At 70.2% G+C, this 15,627-nt stretch carries 18 protein-coding genes; 9 read left to right on the plus strand and 9 right to left on the minus strand.

Annotated features, from left to right (window positions below; translation table 11 throughout):
- Nucleotides 1-22: 22 nt before the first annotated feature.
- Both ACFORO_RS38405 and ACFORO_RS38410 read left to right on the plus strand, forming a co-directional pair.
- The gene (locus ACFORO_RS38405; RefSeq protein ID WP_377871801.1) at nucleotides 23-280 is read left to right on the plus strand and encodes a hypothetical protein; all 258 of its coding nucleotides are present in this window, start codon (nucleotides 23-25) and stop codon (nucleotides 278-280) included.
- Nucleotides 281-584: 304 nt separating this feature from the next.
- The gene (locus ACFORO_RS38410) at nucleotides 585-1,031 is read left to right on the plus strand and encodes a DUF6292 family protein (protein ID WP_377871800.1); all 447 of its coding nucleotides are present in this window, start codon (nucleotides 585-587) and stop codon (nucleotides 1,029-1,031) included.
- 112 nt (nucleotides 1,032-1,143) lie between these two features.
- On the opposite strand, the gene ACFORO_RS38415 is transcribed toward ACFORO_RS38410, so the two are convergent.
- Entirely contained in the window at nucleotides 1,144-2,040 is an 897-nt protein-coding gene (locus ACFORO_RS38415) for an acyl-CoA desaturase (RefSeq protein WP_377871799.1), read from the minus strand.
- A gap of 396 nt (nucleotides 2,041-2,436) precedes the next feature.
- Complete coding sequence (locus ACFORO_RS38420) at nucleotides 2,437-2,640, minus strand: cold-shock protein (protein ID WP_037814060.1); 204 nt, start codon at nucleotides 2,638-2,640, stop codon at nucleotides 2,437-2,439.
- Between the two features lie 387 nt (nucleotides 2,641-3,027).
- Between ACFORO_RS38420 and ACFORO_RS38425 the strand changes: the two genes are divergently transcribed.
- Complete coding sequence (locus ACFORO_RS38425) at nucleotides 3,028-3,216, plus strand: hypothetical protein (RefSeq protein ID WP_354743611.1); 189 nt, start codon at nucleotides 3,028-3,030, stop codon at nucleotides 3,214-3,216.
- Nucleotides 3,217-3,332: 116 nt separating this feature from the next.
- On the opposite strand, the gene ACFORO_RS38430 is transcribed toward ACFORO_RS38425, so the two are convergent.
- From ACFORO_RS38430 to ACFORO_RS38440, 3 genes are read right to left on the minus strand one after another with little or no spacing between them, the layout of a single operon-like run.
- Nucleotides 3,333-4,919: a glycoside hydrolase family 13 protein gene (locus ACFORO_RS38430; RefSeq protein WP_377871798.1), complete on the minus strand. Its 1,587-nt coding sequence runs from the start codon at nucleotides 4,917-4,919 to the stop codon at nucleotides 3,333-3,335.
- Complete coding sequence (locus ACFORO_RS38435) at nucleotides 4,919-5,314, minus strand: globin (RefSeq protein ID WP_377871797.1); 396 nt, start codon at nucleotides 5,312-5,314, stop codon at nucleotides 4,919-4,921. Before ACFORO_RS38435 ends, ACFORO_RS38430 begins: the two co-directional genes overlap by 1 nt.
- A 19-nt stretch (nucleotides 5,315-5,333) precedes the next feature.
- A complete protein-coding gene (locus tag ACFORO_RS38440; RefSeq protein ID WP_377871796.1) occupies nucleotides 5,334-6,335 on the minus strand; it encodes a mechanosensitive ion channel family protein in 1,002 nt (333 codons plus the stop codon).
- Between the two features lie 411 nt (nucleotides 6,336-6,746).
- Here ACFORO_RS38440 and ACFORO_RS38445 point away from each other — a divergent pair, with 411 nt between their 5' ends.
- Nucleotides 6,747-7,199: an HNH endonuclease gene (locus ACFORO_RS38445; RefSeq protein ID WP_050788293.1), complete on the plus strand. Its 453-nt coding sequence runs from the start codon at nucleotides 6,747-6,749 to the stop codon at nucleotides 7,197-7,199.
- A gap of 108 nt (nucleotides 7,200-7,307) precedes the next feature.
- Here ACFORO_RS38445 and ACFORO_RS46680 read toward each other — a convergent pair whose 3' ends face one another.
- Entirely contained in the window at nucleotides 7,308-7,553 is a 246-nt protein-coding gene (locus ACFORO_RS46680) for a hypothetical protein (RefSeq protein ID WP_446681609.1), read from the minus strand.
- Between the two features lie 465 nt (nucleotides 7,554-8,018).
- On the opposite strand from ACFORO_RS46680, the gene ctaJ reads away from it, so the two are divergent.
- Nucleotides 8,019-8,273 (plus strand): aa3-type cytochrome oxidase subunit CtaJ, encoded by a 255-nt coding sequence (gene ctaJ / locus ACFORO_RS38455; RefSeq protein ID WP_037814055.1) that lies wholly within the window; start codon nucleotides 8,019-8,021, stop codon nucleotides 8,271-8,273.
- Nucleotides 8,260-8,742, plus strand: a complete 483-nt coding sequence (locus ACFORO_RS38460; protein WP_182894010.1) for a DUF5130 family protein — start codon at nucleotides 8,260-8,262, stop codon at nucleotides 8,740-8,742. The genes ctaJ and ACFORO_RS38460 overlap by 14 nt, the downstream gene beginning before the upstream one ends.
- Nucleotides 8,743-9,247: 505 nt before the next feature.
- On the opposite strand, the gene pepN is transcribed toward ACFORO_RS38460, so the two are convergent.
- Nucleotides 9,248-11,815 (minus strand): aminopeptidase N, encoded by a 2,568-nt coding sequence (gene pepN, locus ACFORO_RS38465; RefSeq protein WP_377871795.1) that lies wholly within the window; start codon nucleotides 11,813-11,815, stop codon nucleotides 9,248-9,250.
- A gap of 177 nt (nucleotides 11,816-11,992) precedes the next feature.
- Here pepN and ACFORO_RS38470 point away from each other — a divergent pair, with 177 nt between their 5' ends.
- Nucleotides 11,993-12,613 carry a mycothiol-dependent nitroreductase Rv2466c family protein gene (locus ACFORO_RS38470; protein WP_377871794.1) on the plus strand — a complete coding sequence of 207 codons (621 nt, stop codon included), beginning with the start codon at nucleotides 11,993-11,995 and terminating at the stop codon, nucleotides 12,611-12,613.
- 46 nt (nucleotides 12,614-12,659) lie between these two features.
- Here the strand turns inward: ACFORO_RS38470 and ACFORO_RS38475 are convergent, their stop codons facing one another.
- Together ACFORO_RS38475 and ACFORO_RS38480 are read right to left on the minus strand one after the other, a co-directional pair.
- Entirely contained in the window at nucleotides 12,660-13,451 is a 792-nt protein-coding gene (locus ACFORO_RS38475) for an MBL fold metallo-hydrolase (RefSeq protein ID WP_377871793.1), read from the minus strand.
- Nucleotides 13,448-14,191, minus strand: coding sequence for a 2-phosphosulfolactate phosphatase (locus ACFORO_RS38480; RefSeq protein WP_377871792.1), 744 nt, complete (start codon nucleotides 14,189-14,191; stop codon nucleotides 13,448-13,450). The genes ACFORO_RS38475 and ACFORO_RS38480 overlap by 4 nt, the downstream gene beginning before the upstream one ends.
- 44 nt (nucleotides 14,192-14,235) lie before the next feature.
- Here ACFORO_RS38480 and ACFORO_RS38485 point away from each other — a divergent pair, with 44 nt between their 5' ends.
- Nucleotides 14,236-14,709, plus strand: a complete 474-nt coding sequence (locus tag ACFORO_RS38485) for a ribose-5-phosphate isomerase (RefSeq protein WP_344283378.1) — start codon at nucleotides 14,236-14,238, stop codon at nucleotides 14,707-14,709.
- Nucleotides 14,709-15,518 (plus strand): Fpg/Nei family DNA glycosylase, encoded by an 810-nt coding sequence (locus ACFORO_RS38490; RefSeq protein ID WP_377871791.1) that lies wholly within the window; start codon nucleotides 14,709-14,711, stop codon nucleotides 15,516-15,518. The genes ACFORO_RS38485 and ACFORO_RS38490 overlap by 1 nt, the downstream gene beginning before the upstream one ends.
- The last annotated feature ends 109 nt before the right edge of the window (nucleotides 15,519-15,627 follow it).

Consider the following 15,627-nt stretch of genomic DNA (forward strand, 5'->3'; position numbering starts at 1 on the left):
CTGGGGGTGTCATCGTGAACGGATGACCGAACCCGACGGCGACCCGACCGCGGACTTCCTCGCCGAGGTCCGGGCCGAGGAGACGCCGTGGCGCACCGACCGGCCCGCGGACGCTGATCCCGCTCCGGAAGCCGAGCCTGGGCCTGGCCGTGCCCGATCGGTAGTGCGCGCGGTCGGCGAGGCCGCGCCCTATGTGCAGGCGGGGTTGTTCGCCGCTTGGGTGGCCACCTCGATCGCGGACTCGGCTGACGGCGGCCAGACGGGCGATCTCGGCGGCTGATCTTGGCTGCTGGGAACCGGGCGAGGCCGCACCGTGTGTCCAAGCAGGACTGTCCGCCGCGTGGATCGCGACGTCGATCGCGGATTCCGCCGACAGCGGCGGCCAATCGAGCGACCTCGGCGGCGGCCAGACGGGTTGATCTCGGCTCCGGGGTTGTCCCAGCGAGTAGAGTCGGAGTCCAGTCCAGCTGCCGGATGCCCGATCCGGTGCGACCCCGATCATCGCGACCGCCGGCCTTCGCGCGCTTCGACGACCCCGGTTCGCTTTCTGCGCGAAGCGGAAGCGGCGGCGGAAGAGGAGACCCATGCTCCTGTCCGGCCCGGAACGCCCGATGTCCCTGCCCACCGCCGACGACCCGCAGGTGCTGCGGCAGGCACTGGCCGCCTATGTGCGCGAGGTCGCCGCCGCGGTCGGAGTTTCGGCGGAGTGCGCGTCGTGCGAGGTCACCGACACGATCACCGCGTACGTCGCGCTGAGCGGCCGGTCGCCGCGGTTCCCCGGCCGGGACCTGATGCTGCTGTGGACCATGCGGCAAGGCTGGTCGGTGGCGGTGGAGACGACGCCGGCCGAGTCCCCGCAGCAGGTAGCCCAGCTGGGCGGCGACGTGACACCCGCGCCGGAACGAGTACGCCGGTTCGTCGCGGACGTGGTGAGCTCGGCCGAGAAGGCCGGGACTCCGGGGCCGGTGCTGGCGGTGTCGAGCCACGGCGACCTGCGGACCCGGCTCGAGGAGCGGGTCCGCAGGGCCTGAGGAGTCACTGCTGTCTTGACTTGAGGTACGTGAGGGGAACCCTGAGGGAATCAGATTCCCTCAGGGTTCCCCTCACGTACCGTGAACCTCGCCCGGCGGGGGCTGAGGGTGTTCAGGCGGTCTTGAGCTTGCGGGCGAGCCGTTCGGCGCGGGGCCAGCGCACGTGCGAGGCCCAGCGGAACTTCTCGAACATCCAGATCAGCCGCGCGGAGATGTCCAGCTGTCCGCGGCCGACGCCGTGCCGGGCTCCGGTCGGGTCGGCGTGGTGGGAGTTGTGCCAGGACTCGCCGAAGGACGCGATCGCCAGCGGCCAGAAGTTCGCCGAACGGTCGCGCGCCTCGAACGGGCGCTCGCCGATCAGGTGGCACAGCGAGTTGACCGACCAGGTCACGTGGTGCAGCGCGGCGACCCGGACCAGCCCGGCCCAGAAGAACGCGGTCAGCGCGCCCCACCAGGTCATCGTGATCAGCCCGCCCAGGAGCGCGGGCCCCAGCAGGGTCACGAGGGTCAGCACCGGGAAGAGCCGGTCGATCCGCTTCAGGTCGGCGTCGTCGAGCAGGTCCGGGGCGAAGCGGCGCGGGTTCGTCCGGTCGCGGCCGAACAGCCAGCCCATGTGCGCGTGCCAGAAGCCCTTCGCGAGCGCGGCGGGCGTCGAGCCGAAGCGCCACGGCGAATGCGGGTCGCCGTCGCGGTCGGAGTACGCGTGGTGGCGGCGGTGGTCGGCGACCCAGTCGATCACCGGTCCCTGCATGGCCATGCTGCCCGCGACGGCGAGCGCGATCCGCAGCCCGCGGCGGGCGCGGAACGCGCCGTGCGTGAAGTACCGGTGGAAGCCGACGGTGATGCCGAGGCCGCTCACGCAGTAGAACGCGGCGGCGAGGCCCACGTCCAGCCAGCTGAGGCCCCAGCCCCAGGCCAGCGGCACCGCGGCGGCGACCGCGAGGAGGGGGACGACGGCGAAGAGCTTCACCAGGAATGCCTCGGTGCCGGTCTTGCGGCCGTCGAGCATGGGCTGGGGCTGTTTCGGGGGACGCTGGACGGTGCTCTGGGTGTCGATGGGTAACGCTCCTCCTCGAGCTGGTCCGGCCGCCGCGCTCTGCGGGGCCGAGGCCGGTGCTGCGGCGAGCGTCCGGGGCAAGGGGGGAGCCGCCGGACAGGGGATGCGCCGTGCGTTGCGAACTGGCCAGGCAGGGGAGGGCCTCAAGGCCAGTCGCGACCTGCTCTGGTCAACGGGTGATCTTCGGTCCGGGTTCCCGGGAAGCGGAAGACCTTGCGCGGCCGGGTGAATTCACCGGCGCGCACCAGGGGGTGGATCGAAATCGGTTGCCGTGGGCGGAAAGTCCGCTCCGGCGAGGGTCCCCCTGGTGCGGAAAGCCTTCCGCACCAGGGGAAACACCAGCGGAACTCAGATGGCGCGGACGCCGGTGGCCTGCGGGCCCTTCTGGCCCTGGCCGACCTCGAACTCCACGCGCGCGTTTTCCTCAAGGCTGCGGAACCCGTTGCCCTGGATCTCCGAGTAGTGCACGAAGACGTCGGCGCTGCCGTCGTCCGGGCTGATGAACCCGAAGCCCTTTTCGGCGTTGAACCACTTCACGGTGCCTTGCGTCATAAAAACTGTCTCCATCGGACTAAACAGCGGATGCCACCTCGACACCCGGGCCGGCGACCGACGGTGTGCCTTCCGAAAAGAGAAACACCACGCCCGCTACATCTTGCGAGCGTGGCTGCGGGACGTACCCACCGCACGAACACAAAACACGACCGCGATCAGTAAAGCACGCCGGAGCCGGTCCCACCAGGGCTGCCGCTCCGCGGGTCCACTGTGGACGCCGCGACGCGCGAAGGGGGACGGGCTCGCGGGCAGGTCGGGGGCGGGGAGTAGCGTCAGCAGCGTCGAGAAGTCTCACCGTGCGCCGGCGCTCGAGCCGGCGCCGTCCCCGGCGGACCTGCCCCCGCGGTGCCGCCGGTGGCCCCTTCCACCTCGACGAGGAGCGACATGCGCTCGGAACGACGTCCGCTGTCCGCCGAAACCAGTGAATTCGCCCGCGCCCGGGTCTCCGCCGAACAAGACCTGCGCGTCCAGCAGGAACACGCCGCCCGCACCGTCGCCGAACACGCGCACGACGTCGACGACCTGCGGGGATTGCTCGCCATGCTCGGCCTGGAGGCGGGCGCTCGAGTCTGACCCGCCTGAGCCGCTGCTGGAATCTTCGCCCGTGCGCGGGTCGTGAGGGGAACCCCGAGGGACTCAGAGTCCGTGAAGGTTCCCCTCACGGACCCGCGCGACGGTGGCGCGGCGGGCTATCCGAGCCAGGCCGCCGAGTCCGGCGCGAGCCTGCCGTCGACCAGCGGACTGCTGGTCAGCAGCACTTCGCCCGGCGGAAGGGCGATCGAGCTGGCCGAGGTGTTCAGCGCGCAGATCAACCCGCCCCGGCCGCGGCGGAACGCGAAGCAGCCCGCGGGTGCGCCGTACCACTCCAGTTCGTCGCCGCCGCGGAACGCCGGATGGTGTTTCCGCAGCTCCACCGCGCGCCGGTACAGCGACAGCGTCGATTCCGGTTCTTCGAGCTGCCGTTCCACGGTGAGCGGAGCCCAGTCCGCGGGCATCGGCAGCCAGGTCTGCGCGGTGCGCGAAAACCCGTACGGCGGGAGCGTGCCCTCCCAAGGCAGCGGCACGCGCTCCCCGTCGCGGCTGAACTCCGGGCCCTGTGAGCGGGCGCGCGGGTCGGTCATCGCCTCCAGCGGCAGCTCGGCGTTCGGCAGGCCCAGCTCTTCGCCCTGGTACAGGTACACCGCGCCGGGCAGGGCGAGTTCCACCAGCGCCATCGCACGCGCCCGGCGGACCCCGGCCGCGCCGCCGCCGTAGCGGCTCGCCGCGCGCCAGACGTCGTGGTTGGACAGCGTCCAGGTCGCCGGGGCGCCCGCCGCGCGCGGCACCGCCAGCGAACGTTCGATCGACGTGCGCATCGCGTCCGCGTCGAAATGCGTGAGCACCAGGCGGAAGTTGAACGCCAGATGAAGTTCGTCCGGCCGCAGGTAGCGCGCCAGGCGCTCCTCGTCCTGCACCCAGATCTCGCCGACGGCCATCGCGTCCGGGTATTCGTCGAGCACCTTGCGGATCAGCTGGTGCACCTCGTGCACGCCGTCGTCGTCGAACCGCGGATCGCCGAGCGCGCCGCCGCCGTGCGCGGGCGTGCCGGGATCCATGTCGGGCAGTCCGGCGGGCTTGGCCATCCCGTGCGCGACGTCGATCCGGAACCCGTCGACGCCCCGGTCGAGCCAAAACCGCAGGGTGCGTTCGAGGTCGGCGCGGACGTCCGGGCTGGCCCAGTTCAGGTCCGGCTGCTGCGGGGCGAACAGGTGCAGGTACCACTGCCCGTCCGGCACCCGCGTCCACGCCGGGCCGCCGAACACGCTGACCCAGTTGTTGGGCGGTTCGGCCCCGCCGGGACCGCGGCCGGCGCGGAAGTGGTAGCGCTCCCGCTCCGGGCTGCCCGGTCCGGCGGCCAGCGCGGACTTGAACCACGCGTGCTGGTTGCTCGTGTGGTTGGGCACCACGTCGACGGTGACCCGGATGCCGCGCCGGTGCGCCTCGGTGAGCAGCACGTCGAAGTCGCCGAGGGTGCCGAACATCGGGTCGACGCCGCGCGGGTCCGCCACGTCGTAGCCGTGATCGGCCATCGGCGACGGGTAGAACGGCGTCAGCCACAGCGCGTCGACGCCCAGCAGCTCCAGGTAGCCGAGCTTGCTGCGGATGCCCTCGAGATCGCCGATGCCGTCCTCGCCCGAATCGGCGAACGACCGCACGTAGATCTCGTAGAACACCGCGTCCGACCACCACGACGGCCGCGGGCGGTCCGGCCGCCGTCCCGCGACCTCGCGTCTCATCAGACGAAGCTGTTCATCATGCTGTGCGCGGCCATTTCCAGGTACGCCCACAGCTGGCCGAGGTACGGCTCGGGGAGGTGCTCCTCGTCGATCGCGATCCGGATGCAGCGCAGCCACGCGTCGCGTTCGATCGGGCCGATCTTGAACGGCGCGTGCCGCATCCGCAGGCGGGGGTGGCCGCGCTGGTCGGAGTAGGTGTGCGGACCGCCCCAGTACTGGATGAGGAACAGCCGGAACCGTTCCTCCGCCGGGCCGAGGTCCTCCTCCGGGTAGAGCGGGCGCAGCACCTCGTCGCGGGCCACTTCCTCGTAGAACCGCTTGATGATCCGGCGGAAGGTCGGTTCGCCGCCCACCGCCTCGTACAGGTTCGCCGGTTCCGGCTCGCTCACAGACACACATCCATCTTGCCCTGCCTCAGCCGCGCTGCGCGCCCGACTGCTTGTCCTGCATGGACGACAGGAGCCGGCCGAGCGGCGGTTCGAAACCGGCCTCTTCGAGCGCGCCGAGCAGCTGCCCGCGCAGCTTCCGCTGCACCGCCCACTGCTTGCCCGGTCGCACCTTGACCGTCAGGCGCAACAGGATTCCCTCCGGCGTGACCTGTTCGACGCCGAGCAGCTCCGGCGGCTCCAGCACGTTCGCCGAGAGCGCGTCCGATTCGACCGCCTTCGTGGCCGCGCCGCTGAGCACCTCGGTCGCCTTGTCGACGTCCGCGGAGTAGCTCAGCGGGACGTCCACCACGGCGTAGGCGAAGCCCTGGCTGGAGTTGCCGACGCGCAGCACCTCGCCGTTGCGGACGTACCAGACGGTGCCCTTCAGGTCGCGCAGCGTGGTGATGCGCAGGCCGACCGCCTCGACGGTGCCGGTCGCCTCGCCGATGTCCACGACGTCGCCGACACCGTACTGGTCCTCGATCATCATGAACATCCCGGAAAGGAAGTCCTTGACCAGGTTCTGCGCGCCGAACCCGAGCGCGACGCCGACGATTCCGGCGGACGCGATGATCGGGGCCAGGTCGATGCCCAGTTCGCCCAGCACGAGGATGAACGCGAGGCCGTAGATCAGGAACGTGGAGCCGGACTTCAGCACCGAGCCGATCGTCTTGGCGCGCTGCCTGCGGCGTTCGGTCACCGCCGTGCCGAGCATGTCCGGCGCGCGTTCGCGCAGCGGTCTCAACAGCGTCGGGATCTTGCCGCCGCTGCCCGCGGCCGGAAGCGTGGTGACCCGGTCGATCAGCCGCTTGGTGAGATATCGCACCAGGAAGGCGATGACGAGGATCATGATGATCTTCAGCGGCTTCGTGAGGAGCCAGCCCGCCGACGCGGCGAGCCACTCGTTGTGCGTGACCGAATAGACCTGGGCGCACCACGACCCGGTCTCGGAGATGCAGGCGGGTGGAGCGCTGAGCACGGCATTCACTGGCGGAGATTGTCCCTTCTCGTTTCTTCGCCCCGGCGGCGCGCAGGCGGCCGCGGGGTGGCCGCCGGGTCGCGGGTATGTGACACGTCACAGAACACGCGTGCGCCGGGGCCCTGATGTGTGGTCGACTATGCCTGCACCGGTGGAGGTGGTCGAGTGCCAGACCGACAACCCGTCCCCCTCGGCGGCGCCGGCCAAGCCATGGCCGAGCTGCCGCCGGAGGCGATCCTGCGTGCCTGCCCGGGAGGGTCCGCATCCGGCGGCTCCGTCCCGTCCGGGCCGGGGACCCGTCCAGGGGGAGCTTCCCGTCCGCCCGGACAGCGTAGAGCCCGCGATCCGGTCGCCCCGGCATGGGGGCGGCGCCGGGTCCTCCTGCTCAACGCCACTTTCGAGCCGCTGACCGCGGTGCCCATGCGGCGCGCGGTGGTGCTCGTCATGTGCGGGAAGGCGGAGGTCGTCCACGGCGATCCGGGCGGCGTCGAACTGCACGCCGCGACGGTGTCGCTGCCCGTTCCCTCGGTGATCCGGCTCAGCACGTACGTGCGGGTGCCCTACCGGGCGCAGGTGCCGCTCACCCGCGCCGGGCTGATGCACCGGGACCGGCACCGCTGCGCCTACTGCGGCGGCCGGGCCGAGACGATCGACCACGTCGTCCCGCGCAGCAAGGGCGGTCCGCACAGCTGGACCAACTGCGTCGCCTGCTGCGCGAAATGCAACCACCGCAAGGCAGATCGGCTGCTGTCGGAGATCGGCTGGCGCCTGCGCGTGGTGCCGCGCGCTCCGCACGGTCCGCACTGGCGGCTGCTGGCGCATTCCAAAGAGGCCGATCCGCTGTGGCGGCCGTATCTCGGGTCGGCGGCCTAGCGGCCTGGACCCGGACACGTCGGCACCCCGGCTGCCTGTGCGGCGGCCGGGGCGAGCCGATGGATCGTGCTCGACGTCCCTGATCCGGTGCTGGCTGCGCCTGTTTGCTCAGGCGGCGAGGCTGTAGTCGGCCTGGCAGGTGACGCGGGTGCCCATCGTGACCCGGGTGCCGCGCGTAACGCGAGTGCCGCGGGTGACCCGCGTGCCGCAGGTGACGCGGGTGCCTGCCGTGACGCGAGTGCCGCGGGTGACCCGGGTCCCGCGCGTGACGCGGGTGCCCATCGTGACGCGGGTTCCGGCCGTGACGCGGGTCCCGCGGGTGACGCGGGTGCCCCTGGTGACTCGAGTTCCCATGGTGACCCGGGTACCCATTGTCACGCGTGTGCCCGCGGTGACCCGGGTTCCGCGGGTGACCCGAGTGCCCCGCGTAACCCTGGTGCCGGACGTGACCCGCGTTCCGGGCACGAATCCGGTCTCGCTGGGTGACGAAATGGTCTCGGCGATCGCCTGAGCGGGGGGCTGGACGCTCTGCATGAGGTGTCCTCCTGGAACCGGTGCGTAACGGGCTGGGGCGGGGGAGGCGGGCGCAAGGCCCGTACAGGTGAAAAAGCTACGAGGATTTCAAGGTTCCGACAAGCCGGTATCGCCCGGTACGGCCGCCTGTACGGCGAGTTGCCATCTTTCGGCCCGCAGCCCTTCGCCCCAACGTTCCAGCGACGGCGGGCCAAGCGGCGGACGGCGCTTCAGCGACGACGAACGGTCACGGCCGCTCGCGGTGTCGCGCGGTGGCTCCGGAAGGCATCCGATACGCTCACCGGCGTGAACGTTGTCGAGACGATCCTGGTCTACGCGGTCATCCCCGGGGCCATTTACTTCGTGGTCGGCGCCGCGACCTTGCGGAAGAAGTTCTCGGGGACGCCGCGGTACCGGCCGGGGCAGCCGTGGGAGTACCCCGCGATGTGGTGGACCGCCAACCCGGACGGCGTAGGAGCCGGCCACGGCCCGGCGGTTGACGTGAATGCGGCGCCCGCGGGCGCTTCGACGGCCGCAGGAGGCGCTCGTGGCAAGTGGTGAAGTGACCCAGACCGCGGTCGCGGAGAAGGACCTGGCCTTCGGCGAGGTCATCACCAACAGCGGCCGCCTGTCCGCGGCGAAGATGTACGAGCCCGCGGCCCCGACGAGCCCGTTCACGGTGCAGCAGCTCGCGCGCCTGGACGAGGCCCTGACCTTCGCGACCCGCGAAACCGGCCTCGGCTTCAGCATCTACCTCGGCGACCTGGGCGAAGACACCCGCGCCGGCGCGGAAAAGCTGCACGCCGCCACCGACGACCCCTCGAACGCGGTGCTGCTCGGCGTTTCGCCCGCCCAGCGCGCGATCGAGATCGTCACCGGCGAACGCGCCCACTCGCGCCTGCCCGACCGGGGCGCGAACCTGGCCGTGGCGAGCATGGTGGCCTCCTTCAAGGAAGGCGACCTCACCGGCGGCCTGGTCAACGCCCTGCGCATGCTGAGCGACCAAGCGGGCCCCGCCCCGAAGCACTGACCCCGCACAACCTTTCAAGGAGCCGTCCCGCCATCGCGCGGGGCGGCTCTTTCTACGTTCCGGCTCGGGCAAGTCCGTGAGGGCCACCTTCACGGACTCTGAGTCCCTCAGGGTTCCCCTCACGACCTTTCGACGGTCCGTGAGGGGCACCTTCACGGAACCAGATTCCCGCAAGGAGCCCTTCACGGCCCGCCCGCCCAGCGCGCGCCGGGATGCGCCCCAATGTGGCATTGGGTGCGTCAGACGCACCGAACGCCACATTGGGTGCGTCGCATGCACCCAATGCCACATTGGGGCGCTAGCCGCCCTACCCAACCGCAGCTGACCTACGAAACTAGCCAGGCGGCCAGACCCGGCCTTGCACCCCGATACGAAGCCAAAAACACGGGCTGAGGGTGCTGGTCAAGGCATCTTTCCCGCCTTGACCAGCACCCTCAGCCCATAGTCGCAATCAGCTTCGGGGTGCCCCAACGCACCACGCTTGCGTCAAAACCCCCGAGAAAACTCAAACCTGGCTGTCGAAGTCCCGAGCAGCCAACGCCCGAACAATCCCCGCGCGCCCCTCGGAAACAAGCCGTCGCAACGCGGCCGGATGCTCCCCTTCGAGCCACTCGTCCGAAGCATTCACCGTCGCGGGCTCAACAGCCCAAGACGGATACAGCCCGATCGCAGTCGGCTGAGCCCGCTCGCTGGACCGCCGCGCCCACACGTCGTCGATCACCTCGAAGTACCGCTCGATGTAGTCACCGAGCAGATGCTTCTGCCCCGGGTGCGAGAACCCGGAAATCAACGCATCGCTGACCGCATTGGGAATCTCGTCGTCGTAAATAGCCCGCTGCCAGGTATCAGCCTTGGCCTCAGCGGTCGGCTGCAGTGCACGCGAACGCTCCGCATGCCGCCGCCCGGCAGCAGTGTCGTCCCGCTCCTGCTCGGCATTGATCGCGTCGGCACCGGCCTTGCCATGCGCGACCAGCGCCTGCAGCAGCCGCCAGCGCAGATCGGTGTCCACCGTCAGCCCGGGCAGCGGCGCGGACTCGTCGAGCCAGCCCGCGATCTCCGTCAGGATCTCGTCGCTCAACACCCCGCCAGCCAGCGAGTTCACAAACGCCAGCTGGTGATCCGACCCAGCCTCCGCAGCCCGAGCCAGCTCCAGCAGCCGCCCGCTCAGCGCAGGCCACCCCTCCGAAGCAGCCCACTTCTGGTCCGCATAGGAGTTCAACGCAGTCTGCGCCTGCAACAGCAACCGCTGCACCACGCCGACCTCGCTCTCGGCGTGAATCCCGCGCGCCACGAGCGTCACGAAGTCGCGAGCCTTGAGCTCGGCCTCGCGCGTCATCTCCCAAGCAGCCGACCAGCACAGCGTGCGCGGCAGCGATTCGGTGATGTCGCCGATCCGGTCGATCAGCGTGGTCAGCGACGCCGGGTCGAGGCGCATCCGGCAGTAGGTCAGGTCGTCGTCGTTGACCAGCACGAGCTTGCCCGCGGCCTGGCCGACCAGGTCCGGCACCTCGGTGCGCTCGCCCGTGACGTCCAGTTCGACGCGGCGGGTGCGGACGATCTTGCCGTCGGCGTCCTCGTCGTACACGCCGACCGCGACGCGGTGCGTGCGCAGTTCCCCGGCACCCGGCTTCGCGCCGGTCTGCACGACGGCGAACGACTTGAAGGTGCCGTCCGCGGCGATCTCGTAGCGCGGGCTGAGCGAGTTGAGGCCGGTGGTCTCCAGCCATTCCGCGCTCCACCACGACAGGTCGCGGCCGGACGCTTCCTCCAGCGCGGCCAGCAGGTCGGCGAGCGTGGCGTTGCCCCACGCGTGCTTGCCGAAGTAGACCTTGAGGCCGTCGAGGAAGTGGTCGATGCCGACGTAGGACACCAGCTGCTTGAGGACGCTCGCGCCCTTGGCGTAGGTGATGCCGTCGAAGTTGACCTCGACCGCGTGCAGGTCGACGATGTCGGCCGCGATCGGGTGCGTCGAGGGCAGCTGGTCCTGGCGGTAGGCCCAGGACTTCTCGATGTTCGCGAAGCTGGTCCAGGCGTTCTTGTACTCGGTCGCCTCGGCCTGGGCGAACACGCTCGCGAAGGTCGCGAACGACTCGTTCAGCCACAGGTCGTCCCACCAGCGCATGGTGACCAGGTCGCCGAACCACATGTGCGCCATCTCGTGCAGCAGCGTCTCGGCGCGGCGCTCGTAGGCGTAGCGGGTGACGCGGCTGCGGAAGACGTAGTCCTCGAGGAAGGTGACCGCGCCGGCGTTCTCCATCGCGCCCGCGTTGAACTCCGGCACGAACAGCTGGTCGTACTTGGAGAACGGGTACGGGGTGCCGAATTTCTCGTGGTAGAAGGCGAAACCCTGTTTGGTTTCGACGAACAGCCGCTCGGCGTCCATGTGCTCGGCGAGCGACGCGCGGCAGTAGATGCCGAGCGGGATGGTGCGGTGCTCGTCGCGGAACTCGTCGGTCCATTCCGCGTACGGGCCGGCGACGAGCGCCACCAGGTAGGTGGAGATGCGCTCGGATTCGGCGAACTGCGTGCGGCGCGCGCCGTCCTCGGTGTCCTCGGCGCTTGCGGCCAGCGCGTTGGAAACGACCTTCCAGTCGCGCGGGGCGTGCACCGCGAGCCGGTACACGGACTTGAGGTCCGGCTGGTCGAAGCAGGCGAACATGCGCTTCGCGTCGGCGGTCTCGAACTGGGTGTAGAGGTAGACGCCGTCGTCGACCGGGTCGACGAACCGGTGCAGGCCCTCGCCGGTGTTCATGTAGCGGCAGTCGGCGGTGACGACGAGTTCGTTCTCCGCGGCAAGGCCGGGCAGCGCGATGCCCTTTTCCTCGGCGTAGCCGCTGACATCGAGCTCAGTGCCGTTCAGCACGGCGGAGCGGACGCCTTCGGCGACGAGGTCGATCCACGAGGCTTCGCCGGGACGGCTGCTGGAGAACCGCACCGTGGTGGTGGAGCGGAACGTCTTCTCCCCGGGACGGCCGCGGCCGTCGGTCAGGTCCAGCTCGATGTCGTAGGACGACACGTCCAGCAGGCCGGAGCGCTGCTTGGCTTCGTCACGCGTCAGGTTGGGGGCGGGCACGGGCACCTCTGGTCTTCGGTTCCGGTTGGCACGACGTTCAGCATCCAATCATGACGGGCCCGGAACCGGCGACCAGGGAACAATGCGGAGGGCTCCCCGCGTTGCCTCGCAGTGCGGGGGTCCGCCCCGCCCTCCGGCGACTGCCGGGGAGCAGCCTCGCCGAGGAGCCCGTGAAACATGACTGACTCGTCCCAGCCCACGAAGGTGGACTTTTTCTTCGACCCGATCTGCCCGTTCGCGTGGATCTCGTCGCGGTGGATCCTCGAGGTCGAGAAGCACCGTGAGCTGGACCTGAACTTCCGGGTGATGAGCCTGTCGGTGCTGAACGAAGGCCGCGAAGACCTGCCCGAGCGCTACAAGGAGCTGCTGAGCGAGGGCTGGGCCCCGGTCCGCGTCGCCACCGCGCTGGCGCAGACCCAGGGCCAGGAAGCCGTGCGGAACTTCTACACCGAGTTCGGCACCCGCTACCACAACCAGCACAACGAGGACCGCAAGCTCGTGATCAAGGAGGCGCTGGCCGCGATCGGAGCCCCGGCCGAACTCGCCGAGTCGGGCGAATCGACCGAATACGACGAGGCGCTGCGCAAGAGCCACCACGAGGGCATGGACCCGGTCGGCATGGACGTCGGCACGCCGACCATCCACGTCAACGGGAACGCGTTCTTCGGCCCGGTGCTGTCGTCGATCCCGCGGGGCGAGGACGCGCTGAAGGTGTTCGACGGCGCGGTCGCGCTGGCCAGCTACCCGGACTTCTTCGAGCTGAAGCGCACCCGGACCGGGGACCTGAACTTCGACTGACACCCGGCTCGTGAGTGCTGATCGCGGTTCTAACCGTGACCAGCACTCACGAGAATCCGAGCGCCGCCTTGGTGACGTCCTCGGGGTAGGGCGAGTTCCTCAACGCTTCGTCAAGCGGGGTGTTGGCCGTCTTCAGCTCGTGCAGGCGCAGCAGGCCGTCGCGATGGGTGCGCACGAACGCTTCGTCCACCGGCTCGCCGTGACCGGGCACGACGATGCGCGGTTCGAGCGCGAGCAGCGCGTCCATCGCGGCGGCCCAGGCGTCGAGTTCGTCGGCCGGGCCGAATGAGTACGCGGTGAAGCCGTGCGGGCCGTGCTCCACGACGTCGCCCGCGAAGACGACGTCGGCGTCCGGCACGTGCACCAGCAGGTCGTGGTCGGTGTGCGCGGAGCCGGGGTGCACGAGGGTCACGGTGCGGCCGCCGAGGTCGAGTTCGGCGCGGTCGGGCACGAGGCGGTCCGGGGGCATGAGCCCGGTGCGCTCGATGGCGTCGGCGATTTCCGGCTTGCCCTCCTTGCGGTAGTGGGCCGCCCAGGTTTGTTTGTCGGCTTCGCCGTTCTTCAGCAGGGCCCGCAGGCAGCCGGGGTGGGCCCAGACGTCGCACGGCAGGAACGGCGTGGTGCCGAAGGCGTGGTCGAAATGCGCGTGCGTGTAGACGACCGACCACGGCAGCTCGGTCAGCTCGCGCACCGCGGCGGCGAATTCGGCGCCCTGGTCGACGTCGCCGCGGGTGTCGATGACCAGGCACTGCTCCTGGCCGAGCACCAAGCCGGTGGTGAGGTCCAGTTCGTCGTACCGGCGGGCGAAAACCCCGTCGGCCACCTCAGTCCAGCTCATTGCCCCTCCAGAATTCCGTGCGACACCATCGCCACGCTATCGCTGACGTCCTGGTGCGCCGCGAGAAATACGTCGTTTCCGTGACCGGTCGCGGCGAGTTCCCTGCCGGAGGTGCAGCCGCGCAGTGCGGCAGGTACGTCAGTGGCCGCATAGGCAGCCGCCGCCAGCGCGGCTTCGGCGGACCGCGACCCGGTCAGCGCGCTGACGATCGCGCCCGCGCCGAGCTGGTCTTCGACGCACGGCCGCAGCGGGCCGAACTCGATGCTTTCACCTTCGCCGAACATGTTCACTCCCCAGCGTTCCCCGGCGGGAATGACGCCGATCGGCCGTCCGTCGCCGATTTCCAGGGCTTTCGCTGCGGTTGCTGACGCATTCCGCAGGCAACCGGCTAATACGTGCGCGCCGGTTTTCGCGGCGGCCGCGCAGAGCGTCGCGCCGTTGGGGGAGGGGAGGGCGAGCAGCGTGCCGGACGGGATCTGCGTCACAGAAGACGGCCGGAGCGACCATTCCTCGTCGCCCGCGACCACTGCTCCGGCTCCGCGCGCCTCGGCGATTCCGCGTTCGTCCCGCCATCGCACCGGCAGCACGCGGCCGCCCCGGCTGACGACGAGATCCGTTGTGGTGCTGAAGGAAAGCACGTCCACGATGATCAGCACCGCGCATTCCCGGCCGAGGATCCCGACGCCCTCGCCGCCCCATTCGAGGCGGACGTCCGCGCCGTGCTGCGCTGCGATGTCCACCCCCGGAGCATGCCGGGTCGGCGGCGAGATGGCACACTCCCGCTGTGCGTGTCTACTTGGGATCCGACCATGCCGGTTTCGAGCTGAAGAACCACCTTGTCCGCCACCTCGGCGAACAGGGGCACGAGGTGACCGACATCGGTCCGTTCGTCTACGACGCGGCCGACGACTACCCGGCGTTCTGCGTCGAAACCGCGCGCCGCGTGGCCGCCGACGAGGGCAGCCTCGGCATCGTCATCGGCGGGTCCGGCAACGGCGAGCAGATCGCGGCGAACAAGGTGCCCGGCATCCGCGCCGGACTCGGCTGGAGCGTCGAAACCGCGCAGCTGACCCGGGAGCACAACCACGCCCAGGTGCTGGGCGTCGGCGCGCGGATGCACACCGAGGAGCAGGCCACCGAGATCGTCGAGGCGTTCCTGGCCACGCCGGTCGACCCGGCCGAACGCCACGCGCGTCGCGTGCAGCAGCTGCTCGACTACGAGCGCACCGGCACCCCGCCCGCCCTGCCGGAGGCCTGATGCCCGAGGGGCACACGCTCCATCGGCTGGCCCGTCTTCACCAACGCCGGTACGCCGGCGAACCGGTCGCGGTGCGCAGCCCGCAGGGCCGGTTCGCCGCCGAGGCGGAGAAGCTTGACGGGCAGGTGCTCGTTTCCGCTGAGGCGTACGGGAAACACCTGTTCCACAACTACGGTCCTTTGGGGACAGTCCATGTCCACTTAGGTCTGTACGGCACGTTCGGGGAAGCCTCGCTGCCCGAGACCGCGCCGGTGGGCCAGGTGCGGATGCGCCTCGTCGGCCGCACCCACTGGACCGATTTGCGCGGCCCGACGCGGTGCGAACTGCTGGACCCGGCGCAGGTCGACGCGATCAAAGCCCGGCTGGGCCCGGATCCGCTGCGCCGTGACGCGAAGCCGGATCGCGCGTGGGAGCGGATCTCGCGGTCTCGGACGACGATCGCGGCGTTGCTGATGGATCAGGCGGTGCTGGCCGGCGTCGGGAACGTTTATCGCGCGGAAGTGCTGTTCCGGCACGGGATTTCGCCGATGGTTCCCGGACGCGCGCTGGACCGCGCGCTGTGGGACGACATCTGGGCGGACCTCGTGACGCTGATGCGCGCCGGGGTCCGGGTCGGGCGGATCGACACGGTCGCGCCGGAGCACCTGCCCGCGGCGATGGGCCGGGCTCCGCGCGAGGACCGGCACGGGGGCGAGGTTTACGTCTACCGACGGGCCGGGATGCCGTGTTTGGTTTGTGGGACTCCGGTGGCGCAGAAGGAATTGGCCGCGCGGAATCTTTATTGGTGTCCTGCTTGCCAGCCTGCTTGAGTACGGCGGAGCCTAGAGCTTGAGCCGGGTTCGCTGCGGGCGGATTATCGCGCCCCAGTGAGGTTTTCTCGGTAGAGCGGTGTGCGGCGGGTTCGTTGCAGTGGTGCGG

Source organism: Amycolatopsis halotolerans, assembly GCF_042647905.1.
Classification (GTDB): domain Bacteria; phylum Actinomycetota; class Actinomycetes; order Mycobacteriales; family Pseudonocardiaceae; genus Amycolatopsis; species Amycolatopsis halotolerans.